Raw genomic sequence first — 14886 nt, 5'->3', positions numbered from 1 at the left:
GCAAAATTGAATCCTAAACTCTAAAAGTAGTAGGGTGCGTTAATAACGCACCCTGTAAGTCTTGTAAGCAATCCTAAACAGTATGACTAAAAAGTATGACCAGTAATGTAAAAGTGCTAGAAAGGGATACTCTAGAGATCAAGTCGAAACAGCCAAGATTTGGACTGCCATCTAAATTGGTAGGTTTAGCCTTGGCGATCAAAAAGTATTTCCCAGAAGCTATCAATAGCTTAAGGAAGGTTATTGGTAATCGAATCAGACTCTTAGAAAGAGCGGAAATGCTGGCAGATGCTACCAGTTTCCAACGCACTGCAATTATTATGTCAGCTGTGAAACTTGGTGTTTTTGATTATCTGCACAAGCATCCCGGAGTGCCTGCTAATTTAGTAGCCAGGGATTTGAATCTTAATTTGATATCAACTGAGCGCTTGTTTAGGGTTTTAGAGAGCCTAGGTTATCTCAAAAGTACCCAAAATAACAAAAATAATGATCATCAAGTTTTGGGGTATGTTAACACCCAAATTACTAAGAATTATTTGGTTAAAGAAAGTCCAAGTTATTTGGGAGATTATTACAATCTAGTCTCTCAGACATGGTCATCCTGGTTATCATTAAACTTCACTATCCAAACCGGCAGCTCAAACCAGGAGATGGATTTGTTTAATGGTAATGATGAAACCCTTTATGAGTACTATGCATTTGCTAACGAATATCTGAAAGAACCCTCCCGAGAATTATTCACTAAAATTCCTCTTGATCAGGTTAATAGAATTATTACTGGCGAAGTGGGGATTACCTTTATAGGCAAGCTATTGGAACGCAAGCCTGATGTAGAATTTGTACTAGCAGGATTGGAAAATCAAATTGATTTTTTAGAGCAACTTTTAACCAAGTATCCTTTACCTAAATCTCCGGAAGAGATTATTATATCTCCCGAGGGAAACGCTTTGTCTGACCAATGGGGTGCTAACGAAGAGTATGATATCGTCTTTTTGTTTAGAAAATTGTCGTACAGCGATTATGGTAGCCAGTTTATCAAAAAATCTTTTCAGGTTTTGAGACCAAAGGGTATGGTGATTATCCTGGAACCTACCACTGACAGTTTAGTTCCTTCACCATCATTTTTGCCAGAATTAGAAATAATGGATTTATTGATTGGCGGAGTTAAAGCTCCCCCGCTTTACTCCACCGATAAAATTGTTAACCTCTTAAGAGAAGTAGGCTTCATGAAAACTGAAGTGGTGTCTACCCAAAAGGGCAGCTTTTTATTTGTAGTAGGTTGGAAGAATTAATCAGGGATTGTCTATAATAATATCCCCTTGATTTCCGTCTTGAGTAGTGACAAAATAAGTGATTGGTCATCCCAAAAATTATTGCTATAAATTAGCAATAGTACTATGATACCCCCTGTTTATTGATTTTTGCCCTTACCCTGTTTTTCTTAATTGCCAAACATACTGATAATTGATCATTAGTAACTAGAAATTATGTGACTTAAATAAGTTATGTAAATATAAATTAAGAAATATCTAGTAAAGAGCGTTCGCGCAGCGTGGCCAATCCCGTAGCGTGGCCCAAAGGCCAAGGCCAATCCCGTAGCGTGACCTACGGCCAATCGCCAAGTGTTGTCGTTCATTGAGGTAAACAGTCCTGTAATTCAAGAAAGCCTTATATGTTAGTCATTCCCTGCCCTGCTAACCTCTTTGATGAGCCTAAAGAGTTACATCAATTTCTCTTAGCCTGCCAGAAAAAATCTCAAAAACAAGGTATTGCCAAAATAGCCAGTATTTCTCAAGAAATCCCCCCCATGGATCCACTGGCAGTTTTTCAGGCAATTCGGGATAGAGCCGCCCCTTTTGCCCCCACGCCCGAGCCCCTAAACTTCTATTTTGAAAATAGAAGTAATCAAGAATCAATTGTTGCTATTGATGCGGCTGTCTCCCTTAAGTTAGCTGGTGAGCAACGCTTCTATAAAGGGCAACAATTTATCGACTCATGTCTAGCTAACACCATGATTAGTGGTGAAATAGAGCAGCGATTGGCTGGACCTCACTTCTTCTCTAGCTTTACGTTTTTTGGTGACAATCTTAATAGTAATAACCCTTTCCCATCTGCCACTATTTTTCTACCCCGTTGGCAAATTTCACTTTGTAAAAGCCGATGTGTAGTAGTGGCTAATCTTGAAATAAACTCTCAAGTTAATCTGGATGGGCTGGTCGAAAGCGTAGGTCGGGAATTCAAACTAATTACCTCTTCTGGTCGTCTCCTTTACTGTTTTACTGGTAAGGCTAACCATTATCAATGTCTCAAGCAAGATTCAGAAAAAGCCAAAGACTTCAAATTATCGGTTTCATCAGCCTTAAAATCTATCCAAGCCAATCAATATAGCAAAATTGTCCTTTCCCAAGCCGTGGATGTCGTCTCACCAAAACCGTTTAATCTGGTTAATTCTCTGGACAATTTGCGCCAGAATTACCCAGATTGCTATATTTTTTCCATCAGTAACGGCCAAGGCAAAAACTTTATTGGCGCTAGTCCTGAACGTCTGATTAGTATTTACGATCATCAGTTAGTGACAGATGCTTTAGCAGGGTCTGCACCACGAGGTCAAACCCCAGCTGAAGATGCGGATTTGGCGAACCAATTACTTAGTAGTGAAAAAGACAGACGTGAACATAACGCAGTGAGTGAATTTATTATCCAACGTCTTTCTCAACTGGGTTTGGAACTGGATTTTTCGCCATCTCCCCAACTGCTGAAACTATCGAATATTCAGCATTTATGGACTCCGATTAAGGCAGCATTACCAGCTGATGTCAATCCCCTAGATATTATAGCGAAACTGCATCCTACTCCAGCAGTAGCTGGTGTTCCTACCAAAATTGCTTGTGAGCAAATCCGACACTACGAAACCTTTGACCGTTCTCTGTATGCTGCTCCCCTCGGATGGATAGATTATCAAGGCAATAGTGAATTTATCGTTGGGATTCGGTCTGCTTTGATAGCAGGTAATCACGCTCGACTCTACGCTGGTGCTGGAATTGTTGCTGGTTCTGATCCTAATAAAGAACTTGCAGAAATTAACCTTAAGCTAATGGTGCTTCTTAAAGCATTATCTTAAGGCATTAGTTTAACCCTGTGTTCATTGGTGGTTAGTGTTTGAGAATCACTTCCAATAATTTTATTATAAATTATAATAATAAGGTTGATTATAGCTATGATGTACACAGATTTTTTTCCCTCTTGCGTCTTGCCTATTGCTAGCATGCCTATTGCTAGCATGCCTGCTCCGAAGTCCCTGCTCCCTGCTCCCTAAAACCTAGAACAAAAGTACCTCACAGAATTAATAACTGCTATAAATGGGATATCAATTTAACTATGAGTTAAGAGGAAACCGAGAGCAACCACGGATTCTTTTTTGCCATGGATTCATGGGTAGTAGCCAGGAATTTGATGAAACAATATCATTACTTTGTGAGGAATTTTGTTGTCTAGCTGTTGATTTACCTGGTCATGGTAAGACCAAAGTTTTAGGTGAGGATGAGTGCTACAGGATGTCAAACACTGCTCACGCCTTAAAGAACTTACTAGAGCAGTTAAACTTTGAACCATGCTTTTTAGTTGGCTATTCTATGGGAGGTCGATTGGCTCTCTACATGACCCTTCATTTCCCCCAATGTTTTAGTAAAGTAGTACTCGAATCAGCATCTCCAGGGCTAAAGACTGAAGAAGAACAATTAAAACGCCGTCAACGAGATTGGCAAATTGCCGAAAAATTGGAAACTGACGATTTATTGACCTTCTTATCAAATTGGTACAATCAGCCTCTGTTCACCTCCCTCAAGCAGCACTCTAACTTTGAACAGATGATCAATATTCGACAACAAAATCATCCTCTAGAATTAGCTAAATCTCTGCGTCATATGAGTACAGGATGCCAACCATCTCTGTGGGAATCACTTCCTAATAATCAAGTACCTTTGCTTTTGCTAGTTGGAGACTATGATCATAAATTTAAATCAATTAACTCAGAAATAGTAACACTTTGTCCAGAAGCTCAGTTAAACGTCATTGCTGATTGTGGACATAACATCCATTTTGAGAACGTCAATGAATTTGTTAAAAATGTCAGAGATTTTTTTAGGGAGTAGGGAGTAGGGAGTAGGGAGTAGGGAGTAGGGATTAGGACAGTCAACCGTAAACAAAATCGAATCAACATTTACAATATTCGAATTAAATGTTGATTAAGATAACTCAATGCCTATTGATTTTCGCAACACCAATAGCCTCTGGGCTTCCATCTTGGTAGAAACCCTACAGCGCTTGGGATTGACCACAGCAATCATCTGTCCAGGGTCACGCTCAACCCCTCTAACTGTTGCGTTTGCTCAACACCCACAGATTGAGGCAATTCCAGTTCTCGATGAACGTTCAGCCAGCTTTTTCGCCTTAGGCATTGCTCGACGATCGGGAAAACCAGTTGTCCTGGTTTGTACCTCTGGCACGGCTGGGGCTAATTTCTATCCCGCTGTGATTGAAGCCAGAGAAAGCAGAGTACCACTATTAGTGTTGACTGCTGACCGTCCCCCAGAACTCCAAGATTGTCATTCTGGACAAACCATTGACCAAATCAAATTATACGGCAACTATCCCAACTGGCAAAGTACCCTAGCGGTACCTCAAGCTGATATCAGTATGCTCCGTTATCTACGGCAAACCGTAGTTCATGCTTGGGAGCGAGCCTGCTTTGGCAGCACTGCGCTAACACATTTTCCTACCCCTGGTCCAGTACACCTAAATCTACCCTTCCGTGACCCTCTCCCACCTATTCCCGACACAACCACTAACCCATTAAAATCCCAATTACAACCAGAAGAATTCTTGGCTCACTGTCAAGAACAAGCTGTAACTGACAACCTGCAACCTACAACTGACAACCTGCAACGTGGAATCGTTAAAGTCATACAACAGTGGCAAGAATCCGAGCAAGGAATAATTATCGCTGGTCCAGCTCAACCCCAAAATCCCAAAGACTATTGTAATGCGATCGCATCCTTGTCCAAAACCTTAAGATGGCCCGTACTAGCAGAAGGGCTCTCACCAGTAAGAAACTATTGCGACCTTAATCCCGATTTAATTTCCACCTATGACTTGATTCTACGTAATCCACGATTAGCGCAACAGCTAAAACCCACAATGGTTATTCACATCGGTGAACTACCGATTAGCAAACAACTGCGTGCTTGGTTGGATAAATGTCAACCGCGACGTTGGGTGATTGACCCTAGCCACCACAATCTCGACCCCCTCCATGGCAAAACAACTCATCTGCGGATGAGTGTAGAACAACTGGGCATATGGGTAAAGGAGTTGAAAGTTAACCAGTTGAAGGTTGAGAAGTTGAAGGTTGAAAAGTTGAAGGTTGAAGGTTCCAAGCTTGGCCAAAAGGCCACGCTACGCGAACAACCAGATAACCTGCAACCTGTAACCAATACCAACCTGCAACCAGATAACCTGCAACCAGATAACCTGCAACCTGCAACCCAACCTTACCTACAACAGTGGTGTGAGGCTGAAGCAAAAGTCAGGGCAAAGGTTGACAAAACAATGACTACCATGAGTCAGTTGTTTGAAGGCAAAGCAGCTTGGTTACTGTCCCAATGTCTACCACCGGAAACACCTCTATTTATTGCTAACAGCATGCCAGTCAGAGATGTGGAGTTCTTTTGGAAACCTGGTAACACAAGGATTCGACCTTGGTTTAATCGGGGCGCTAATGGAATTGATGGTACCTTATCAACAGCTTTAGGTATTGCCCATCGTAATCAAAGCAGTGTGATGCTAACGGGTGACTTAGCATTTTTGCATGACACCAATGGTTTCCTAATTAAAAACAAGTTTGTTGGTCATTTAACCATTATATTAATTAATAACAATGGTGGTGGCATTTTCGAGATGTTGCCCATTGCCAAATTTGACCCACCCTTTGAAGAATTCTTTGCCACACCCCAAGATGTCAATTTTTCATACTTGTGTCTGACTTATGGAGTAGAGCACCAGCTGATTCAATCATGGCAGGAGTTGAAGCAACGTTTAAACCCACTTCCTACCAAAGGCATTAGAGTTTTAGAATTGCCTACTGACCGTAGAAAAGATGCTAGTTGGCGTCAAGACTATTTTAAGTATATTTAATACTGATTTTTTGATTAGTAATTAACAGAAACTAGGCGATTTCTTCCTGCAAGTTTTGCCTGATATAGGGCTTTATCTGCCTCAGCGAATAAATGTTCTGGGGACGATTTTACTGAGGGAATCGTACTAGCACCCCCCAGGCTGACGGTAACAATGTCACTCACCAGAGAACCAGAATGAGGGATCGCCTGTTTGTAGAGTTTAGTCTCAATTGTCTCTGCTACCTGAATAGCACCTTGTATATCAGTGCTCGGCAACATTACCACAAATTCCTCACCCCCATAGCGAGCCACCAGATCCGCTGGACGCTTTGCTGCTTGACTAAGGATTTGAGCAACTTGTTTAAGACATTCATCTCCTGATTGGTGTCCATAAGTGTCATTGTAAAGCTTAAAAAAATCAATGTCACACAAAACTAAAGATAATGGTTTTTCTTCTCGTACCAGTCGAGACCATTCGTTGTTAAAATATTCGTCAAAGGCTCGGCGGTTGGCAACTTGGGTTAAGCCATCGATAGTAGCGAGGCGTGCCAACTGTTTATTGGCGATTTTTAACTGTTCCATTGTCCAACTTGATTCAATTAAACGACGTACTCTTCGTCGCAAAACTGCCCAGTTAATTGGCTTAGTTATATAATCTGTCGCACCGGCTTCAAACGCTCGTTCTACAGATTCCTCATCATGGAGGCCTGTAATCATTAGTATAGGAGGACATTGGGAAGCAAAGTTATCCTTCAATTTAGCACAGCAGGTAAAGCCATCAATTATGGGCATTCTGGCATCTAAAAGCACAATGTCTGGCAATTTCTGGTCACAGATATTCAAACATTGCTCACCGTTGCTAGCTTCAATGACTTTATATCCTTCCTTTGTCAAGCTACGACGTAGCACCAAGCGTAGGATCTTCTCATCATCAACCACGAGAACCTGAGGAGTTTTATTATTAAAGTTATTCAAGTCAGTATTATCCATTATTGCTGCTTGAGTCAGTAATGTATTTCTTATCGATAGTTCTTTGTTATCTTGGCTAGAAATTAATTGAAATTTTGATCGGTAATATCTGTTTAATCTAACCTAGGAGGATTAAATCTTCTAAAGATTAGTCTTCCTATAAACTCGTCACCCCTGAAACTGTTATGGCCGAATCCTTTACCTAAAAAGGATTTCGGCTTATTCAAGATCAATTAATGTAGACCGACGAACTTAGAAAGACTCCTGGATCTACTGCTAAGGCTAGTCGTGAGATAAGTTAACTTATTCAACAACAGTCAATTTTCCCCAGGCAGTGCTATTCCTAGTAAAATTAGAGAAACAGCCACGACTGAAGCCCTATTGTCAAGTACCCACTGAACTAATGGCACTTTCCTCGATCATTCGGACACTAGAGCACTCCCCTCTCACTAGTGAACTACTCACGAAACTAAATCGCCAACAGTCTCTATATCTGAATGGTATTCCGCGCTTGCCAAAGGGATTAGTAGCATCAGCCCTGGCCAAGGCAGACCAACGCCTTCTATTCGTAGTCTGTAGCACCCTAGAAGAAGCAAGTCGCTGGGCAACCCAACTCGAAGCCATGGGTTGGAATACAGTCCACTTATACCCCACCTCAGAAGCATCCCCCTATGAACCCTTTGACCCAGAGTCGGAAATGACCTGGGGACAAATGCAAGTATTGGCAGATTTGGTCGAAAGGTTGAAGGTTGACAGGTTGCCAGTTGAAAGTTCTGACTTACAACCTCCTAACGTTCAACGTTCAACTAATGGGATGGCTATTGTTGCCACTCAAGCAGCACTCCAACCTCACTTGCCCCCTGTCGATGCCTTTAAGCCCTACTGCCTTACCCTTAACCAGGGCATGACTTGGGATGGGAAGAACCTTGATGAAAAATTGGCACAGCTGGGTTATGAACGGGTTCCCCTAGTAGAAACAGAAGGTCAATGGAGTCGGCGCGGTGATATTGTAGATGTTTTCCCGGTAGCTTTAGAATTGCCAGTGCGCCTGGAATGGTTCGGGGATGAATTAGAGCAGTTGCGGGAGTTTGACCCGGCAACCCAGCGTTCCCTGGATAAAATTGACGGCATCGTGCTGACCCCCACGGATTTTGGTCACATTATTAGCCAAGTTCTGAGAACTTCAAAGGCAGAACTAATCCAATCTTATCTCTCACCTCAGGAGCAAGAATCTTTCGAAGAAGGTCAGTCTTTAGAGGGTAGCCGCCGTTTCTTGGGTATTGCCTTTGACCAGCCAGCATCTCTACTGGATTACCTGCCAGAAAATACCTTAATTGTGATTGATGAACCAGAGCAGTGTGCTGCCCATTGCGATCGCTGGGTGGAACATGCCCAAGAACAATTAGAGGAACTGAATAATTCCCTGCCCTGTCTCCATCGTTATTTTGATCATGTTATAGAGTTGAAGGTTAACCAGTACGAGGTTGTTCCCGAACAACCTACTAACCTTCAACCTACTAACCTTCCACCTACTAACCTTCCACCAATCCTGTATTTATCAGAATTGGTAGAAGAAAGTACCCAAAATGCTGTTAATCTGGCTAGCCGCTCTGTACCAGTAACACCCCACCAGTTTGCCAAACTAGCGGAAGTACTGCGAGAGCAAAGCGATCGCCGTTTCACTATTTGGCTGGTTTCTGCCCAACCTAGTCGTTCTGTTGCCCTGCTCCAAGAACATGATTGTCCTGCCCAGTTTGTCCCCAACCCTCGGGATTACCCAGCTATTGAGAAATTAAATATCCAGAGGACAGCGGTAGCAGTCAAATATTCGGGCTTAGCAGAACTAGAGGGATTTATCCTCCCTACTTACCGCATCGTGGTTGTTACTGACCGGGAGTTCTTTGGGCAGCATACCTTGGCAACTCCCAGTTATATCCGTAAGCGCCGCCGTGCTGCCTCCCAACAGGTTGACCCCAATAAGCTACGTCCAGGGGATTATGTGGTTCACAAGAACCATGGGATTGGTCAGTTCCTCAAGCTGGAAAAATTAAGCTTAAATAATGAAACTCGCGAGTATTTGGTGATCAAGTACGCTGATGGTTTGCTGCGGGTGGCAGCGGATCAATTGGGGGTACTATCTCGGTTTCGACATACAGGTACCGGTTTGCCTCAACTCCACAAGATGTCCGGTAAAACCTGGGAGAAAACCAAAAATCGCGTCCGTAAAAGTATTAAGAAAGTAGCGGTGGATTTGCTGAAGCTCTATGCCCAGCGAGCAAAGCAGTCTGGTTATTGCTTTCCACCGGATTCCCCTTGGCAGCAGGAATTAGAAGATTCTTTCCCCTACCAACCTACTCCTGACCAACTCAAGGCGATACAGGATGTGAAACGGGATTTAGAGAGCGATCGCCCTATGGATCGCTTAGTTTGTGGGGATGTGGGGTTTGGTAAAACAGAAGTGGCAATTCGGGCTATTTTTAAAGCTGTTACTTCTCACAAGCAAGTAGCTTTCCTTGCCCCAACCACTATCCTGACTCAGCAGCATTATCATACCATCAAAGAACGGTTTTCTCCCTACCCCATCAATGTCGGTCTACTCAACCGCTTTCGTACCCCCCAGGAAAAGCGTGATATTGTCCAACGCCTTAAAACTGGGGAGTTAGATGTGGTAGTAGGTACCCATCAGTTGCTGGGGAAGAGTGTACAGTTTCGAGAGTTAGGGCTGCTGGTGATAGATGAAGAACAGCGGTTTGGTGTCAACCAGAAGGAAAAAATTAAATCTTTCAAAACTCAGGTAGATGTATTGACCCTAAGCGCTACTCCCATTCCCCGTACCCTCTATATGTCCTTATCGGGGGTACGAGAAATGAGTTTAATTACTACACCACCCCCCTTACGGCGTCCCATTAAAACCCACTTATCTCCCTATAAACCAGAAGCTGTCCGCACCGCCATTCGTATGGAACTTGACCGAGGTGGTCAGGTATTCTATGTCGTACCTAGGGTTGAAGGGATTGAAGAGGTTGCTGCGGAACTCAGGGAAATGATCCTTGAGGCCAGAATCGCCATTGCTCACGGTCAGCTCGACCCAGCGCAATTAGAGTCAATTATGCTCACCTTTAGCAACGGTGAAGCAGATATCCTAGTGTGTACTACGATTATTGAATCTGGGCTAGATATTCCTAGAGTCAACACCATTTTGATCGAAGATGCTCACAAATTTGGTCTTGCCCAACTCTACCAATTGCGAGGACGAGTAGGTCGAGCTGGGATTCAAGCCCATGCTTGGTTACTTTATCCCAACCAGAAGGTACTCTCAGAAGCGGCCAAAAAACGCTTACGAGCAATTCAGGAATTCACTCAGCTCGGGTCAGGTTATCTGTTAGCAACCAGGGATATGGAAATTCGAGGGGTGGGGAATCTCCTAGGTGTAGAACAATCCGGTCAGATGGAAGCCATTGGCTTTGACCTGTACATGGAAATGCTGCAAGAAGCGATTAGGGAAATTCAAGGGCAAGAAATTCCCCAAGTAGATGATACCCAGATTGATCTTCAGATCACAGCCTTTATTCCCGCTGACTATATTCCAGATTTAGACCAAAAAATTAGTGCTTATCGAGCAGTAGCTGCAGCAGGCTCCCAGAAAGAGTTAACACAGATCGCAGCAGCTTGGAGCGATCGCTATGGTCCAATTCCCTCCGTTGCAGAGCAATTACTGCGGGTGATGGAACTAAAACAGTTAGGGAAGTCTTTGGGATTTGCCCGAATTCGACCTGAGGGTAAACAACACATTCTCCTAGAAACACCCATGGAGGAACCAGCCTGGAAGTTACTCCAAGAGAACCTCCCCCAACATTTGCGTCCGCGTTTTGTCTATTCTCCTGGTAAAGTTACGGTTCGTGGTTTAGGTCTGGTCAAGACCAACAAACAGCTAGAGAGCCTGATTGACTGGTTAGGCAAGATGCAAGGCGCACTGCCAGAACCTACTGTGCTTGGGTTACCCGAATCCTCAATCCCTAATGCCTATAACAGTCAACAGTCAACCAATTAGTTTTATCGAAAGTTCATAGTTTGATTGGTCTTTCTTCTTTTAAGCTTTACCAAACCTTTCCCTGGTATTTTTATGCTTGAAATAAGGATGGCTTTTAGCTGAAAGCTGATTAAGAATGGCTGATAGCACCTCAAGTAGCGTGGTCATTCCCGTAGCGTGGCCATTCGCTTAACTTGACCAAGGCTGAATGCTGAAAGCTTACTTAATAAGTTAAGTGGTAACACTTGAGCTCATGTCCAGTTGTTTTGGTAGTGTTCATCTTTGATGAGCTTTTTGGTAATAGGTAAGAGCTGTGGAATAATCTCAATTACCAATTACTAATTCCCAATTACCAATTACCAATTACCAATTACCAATTACTAATTACACAAGCATTTCAATAGCTAGGCTCCTGGACATGCTATGACTTCTAGCTATATAAATTTTTATAACTTACCGCCAATATGGCAATACAGCTCAATAGTAATTGTGTTTGATTACTGGATGTCTACCTACTTAACTAGAACTCTGTAAAAGGCATTCTACAGTAATACCTTTGCTGAGGACTTTATTGATTAAACTTAGAGATGTATAGCCATGTTCAGAACCAACAAGCAAAGTACTAATTCATCCCTCTCAGAGGTAGCTGATCTCAATAGCAGTCTCACTCCGCCTAAGGCACTGCCCAAAAAACGTGTTGACTTACTAAAACCTGTGCGCCAATGGCTGGATCAAATAGAAATTACAGATCAAAGCCTAGCTAGATTCCTATCCAAAATTATTCCTGGTCAATGTCCCTTTGAGCGGGATTTAAAACTTTTCGGTCACTTAGTACTACACATCCCTCCCCTATGTAAGCTCAACCCTCTCTATGACCAATTAGCTAGCTTGCGTTTCCGGGCCCTCTGTTACCTAGTAGATCACTGTGGGGAGGATATTCAATTTTACGCTTGAGAGGGGTCTATAGCGCTACGCGCAAGTCACAAGTCACAAGTCACAAGTCACAAGTAAGCTAGACTCACGTTTCGGAGTTTACAGATGTCTTAATCTGAATGCATAGTGGTATACCCCAATTAAGCAAATACACAAAATTGATTACACATTTCAAAAAACTCAAAGGCTTACAATGTCAAGCTTACAGAGATTAGGAGTAGGTAATTAATTCTGCGATCGCTGCGAGCGTAGTTAGTACTCAGAACGTAAGCATTCAACCTAGCACATAAGCAAATCCCTGATAGCGATAGGCTGAATGCTTACCTCAAAACTACTAACTACTAATAACTCATTACAGGAGACAAGAGCTAATCGCTTTGATTTATAGTTAAGGTGATTAGTCGCCACCCATCTTTGGTGCTAATCGCAATTTGTGCAATAAGCTTATTCAGCTGTAGCTAGTTCTGTGCTGCCACGAGCGCCACGACGGGTAAGGGTGTTGTATAGCATGATACCAATGGCTTTAATCAGGTTACCTTCCAGTTCCTGGAACATCTTCATATTCATGTCAAAGGCAGCATTAGCTTCTTCCACAATCCGATCCGCTGTGGCATTATCAATGGGTAGCTCATCCATGGCTTGGCGATAGTTGGCCTTGAATGCCTTCTCATCAGGGATTTGTTTGAATTCATAAAAAGCAGTACCTTGCCCATCTGATAAGTTCATCCCGCGCTGGGCAATCTTTTTGAGAATTTGTCCGCCAGATAAGTCCCCTAGATAGCGGGTGTAGGAGTGAGCAACCAATAGTTCTGGTTCCTTCTCAGACATATCTTTAATTCTTTGCACATACTCTTTAGCCGCCACTGAAGGGACTACTTTCTCTTGCCAGTTAGAACCGAAGTAATAGCATAGGTCTTGCTCTAGGGTCTTTTTCCGATTGAGCTCTTGGAAGTAGATTTTTGAAAGAATCGGGTGTTCCCGATGCCGCTCCATCTCCTCTTCCATAGCGGAATAGACGAAGTAAAGGTTGGATACTAATTTACGGTAGGAGGTTTTTTCAACGGTTCCTTTCAAAAAGCACTTGACAAAACCCACATTCTCTGCCATGGTGTGGGATTTTTTTGTGCCTTCACGCAACTTGGTGGCTAAATTGGTACTCATTCTTTATTTTTGTTCCTAAAGTTGACGGTATTTGTATTACTACTTACAGACAATCGAATATCTTTCCAAATTATTAGAGTAAACTGATTTAATGAAAAATTTTGTTAAGAATTCTTACGTCAAGGCGAGATTCTATCTCCCCCACGGTCACAGAGCCAGTTCATAGATTGTAAAACTGATCAGTTTTACAACGCTTTGATGAGTACACAGAGGGAGCATGGAAGAAGTTCTACCCTAGATTCAAAGGCTCAACTGTTGCAATCATCCAAAAAGCTCTAGAAACTAGCAAGACACCAGGATTATTTAAGTAAAAATACTTAAGGAGTGGTCAGCTCAAGCGCTACGCGCACGCTACGCGAACAGCTCAAGCGCTACGCGTAGCGCTTGAGCTGATAAGTAGTCTCATTAAAGGCGGTCTGACAATGCGCTGGCTGAACCTCACCAAGGGAACGGGCACCAAGAGAGTGGAAATTTGCTTCACCATGGTGAGGCTGCCAATGCCTTGGCAGTTTAATCAGATTTTTTCTAGTGCCGAATTCCGAGAGAGTCTATGCCTTGACTTGACGCAACACACTAAACGCCTGAGAACGCCACCCTTCTGGCAATAGGGACAACACCAAAGCAACCCAAGCTTTTGAGGGGGAGCAAGCTTTTCCTGACCAAACTAATTCACGTCCGGTTGATGTTTGTCCAATTTCAATCAGCCGCAATCCTAGTAGTAGCTTAGTTTCCGTCAGACGCGATCGCCTAACTGTCTCCAACATTTCTGACTCAAAGGTATAACTTTCTAGATAACGCAGTTTATCCTGTAAATAGGGAATGGCTCGACTAATCCCTTGTTGTTGGGCATGGAATCGATATTCCATTAACAATTCGGGTAAATAATAAGCTTTCTTGCCCGCAATAGCCAGCCGAACGAATAAATCATTATCTTCACAATTTTGGATGTTAGGACGCATAAAATCCACATCTTTCAATGCCTGCATCCGAAATAACGTAGCGCCAACTTGAAAGCTCTGCTGAATAAAAACAACTTCAACTAAATTCTCAACAATTCCTTCGATTAACTTAGTTCTTCCCCACCTCTGAGAGTTTAATTTTGTAGCTGATTCATCTCTAGTATTATTAATATTAATTACCCAATGATCTGTCCCGACCAAATCAATACTATGGTCTGGCTCTAAGATAGCGGTTGTTTTGGCTAAAAATTCAGGTGTCAGCCGGTCATCATCATCAAATTTAATAAAATATTCCCCCAAGGCCGCATCAAATCCAGAGCGCATATTATTACTTTTTCCAATATTTTTGGGGTGACGGATGTAGTTAATTCGGCTATCCTGATACTGGGACATTAGCTCAGGAGTGTCATCAGTTGAACCATCATCACAGACAATTAATTCCCAGTCTTGATACGTTTGTTTAATAACACTGTCAATCGCATAAGGAAGTAAATTAACGCGATTGAATGTAGGAATACACACACTAACCTTGGGGACTCGTTGAATCATTGTATTGTTATCTATGAAACTATCAAGCCACTCAATTCATTGATTTGTTGACATAAAATTATCCTATTGGATGCCTGATATCAAGTCCGGTTATAACGAACTAGATATGACA

At 42.6% G+C, this 14886-nt stretch carries 9 protein-coding genes; 6 read left to right on the top strand and 3 right to left on the bottom strand.

Translation table 11 applies throughout. The features are described from left to right. Positions 1-95: 95 nt before the first annotated feature. From F6K52_RS19310 to menD, 4 genes are all read left to right on the top strand, one after another. Entirely contained in the window at positions 96-1292 is a 1197-nt protein-coding gene (locus tag F6K52_RS19310; RefSeq protein WP_293081070.1) for a methyltransferase dimerization domain-containing protein, read from the top strand. A gap of 380 nt (positions 1293-1672) precedes the next feature. Further along, complete coding sequence (locus tag F6K52_RS19305; RefSeq protein ID WP_293081067.1) at positions 1673-3121, top strand: isochorismate synthase; 1449 nt, start codon at positions 1673-1675, stop codon at positions 3119-3121. 238 nt (positions 3122-3359) lie between these two features. Next, positions 3360-4151, top strand: coding sequence for a 2-succinyl-6-hydroxy-2,4-cyclohexadiene-1-carboxylate synthase (gene menH / locus F6K52_RS19300; protein WP_293081062.1), 792 nt, complete (start codon positions 3360-3362; stop codon positions 4149-4151). Positions 4152-4257: 106 nt separating this feature from the next. Then, complete coding sequence (menD, locus tag F6K52_RS19295; protein ID WP_293081058.1) at positions 4258-6192, top strand: 2-succinyl-5-enolpyruvyl-6-hydroxy-3-cyclohexene-1-carboxylic-acid synthase; 1935 nt, start codon at positions 4258-4260, stop codon at positions 6190-6192. A 14-nt stretch (positions 6193-6206) separates the two neighbouring features. Here menD and F6K52_RS19290 read toward each other — a convergent pair whose 3' ends face one another. Further along, entirely contained in the window at positions 6207-7163 is a 957-nt protein-coding gene (locus F6K52_RS19290; protein ID WP_293081055.1) for a PleD family two-component system response regulator, read from the bottom strand. A gap of 382 nt (positions 7164-7545) precedes the next feature. Between F6K52_RS19290 and mfd the strand changes: the two genes are divergently transcribed. Together mfd and F6K52_RS19280 are read left to right on the top strand one after the other, a co-directional pair. After that, positions 7546-11193, top strand: coding sequence for a transcription-repair coupling factor (gene mfd, locus F6K52_RS19285; protein WP_293081052.1), 3648 nt, complete (start codon positions 7546-7548; stop codon positions 11191-11193). Between the two features lie 576 nt (positions 11194-11769). Further along, positions 11770-12126, top strand: coding sequence for a Mo-dependent nitrogenase C-terminal domain-containing protein (locus tag F6K52_RS19280; RefSeq protein WP_293081049.1), 357 nt, complete (start codon positions 11770-11772; stop codon positions 12124-12126). Positions 12127-12549: 423 nt separating this feature from the next. On the opposite strand, the gene F6K52_RS19275 is transcribed toward F6K52_RS19280, so the two are convergent. Together F6K52_RS19275 and F6K52_RS19270 are read right to left on the bottom strand one after the other, a co-directional pair. After that, positions 12550-13266, bottom strand: coding sequence for a heme oxygenase (biliverdin-producing) (locus tag F6K52_RS19275; RefSeq protein WP_293081046.1), 717 nt, complete (start codon positions 13264-13266; stop codon positions 12550-12552). A gap of 548 nt (positions 13267-13814) precedes the next feature. Continuing rightward, positions 13815-14774: a glycosyltransferase family 2 protein gene (locus F6K52_RS19270; RefSeq protein ID WP_293081043.1), complete on the bottom strand. Its 960-nt coding sequence runs from the start codon at positions 14772-14774 to the stop codon at positions 13815-13817. Positions 14775-14886: the final 112 nt, after the last annotated feature.

This window comes from Moorena sp. SIO3H5 (genome assembly GCF_010692395.1).
Classification (GTDB): Bacteria; Cyanobacteriota; Cyanobacteriia; order Cyanobacteriales; family Coleofasciculaceae; genus Moorena.
Note: the sequence above shows the minus strand (reverse complement) of the source record. Positions and strands in the feature narration are given on the sequence as shown.

Bases quoted from the DNA above. Each gene is read 5' to 3' on its own strand.
- F6K52_RS19310 (WP_293081070.1), top strand. From the start codon at position 96: ATGACCAGTAATGTAAAAGTGCTAGAAAGGGATACTCTAGAGATCAAG.
- F6K52_RS19305 (WP_293081067.1), top strand. From the start codon at position 1,673: ATGTTAGTCATTCCCTGCCCTGCTAACCTCTTTGATGAGCCTAAAGAG.
- menH (WP_293081062.1), top strand. From the start codon at position 3,360: ATGGGATATCAATTTAACTATGAGTTAAGAGGAAACCGAGAGCAACCA.
- menD (WP_293081058.1), top strand. From the start codon at position 4,258: ATGCCTATTGATTTTCGCAACACCAATAGCCTCTGGGCTTCCATCTTG.
- F6K52_RS19290 (WP_293081055.1), bottom strand. From the start codon at position 7,163: ATGGATAATACTGACTTGAATAACTTTAATAATAAAACTCCTCAGGTT.
- mfd (WP_293081052.1), top strand. From the start codon at position 7,546: ATGGCACTTTCCTCGATCATTCGGACACTAGAGCACTCCCCTCTCACT.
- F6K52_RS19280 (WP_293081049.1), top strand. From the start codon at position 11,770: ATGTTCAGAACCAACAAGCAAAGTACTAATTCATCCCTCTCAGAGGTA.
- F6K52_RS19275 (WP_293081046.1), bottom strand. From the start codon at position 13,266: ATGAGTACCAATTTAGCCACCAAGTTGCGTGAAGGCACAAAAAAATCC.
- F6K52_RS19270 (WP_293081043.1), bottom strand. From the start codon at position 14,774: ATGATTCAACGAGTCCCCAAGGTTAGTGTGTGTATTCCTACATTCAAT.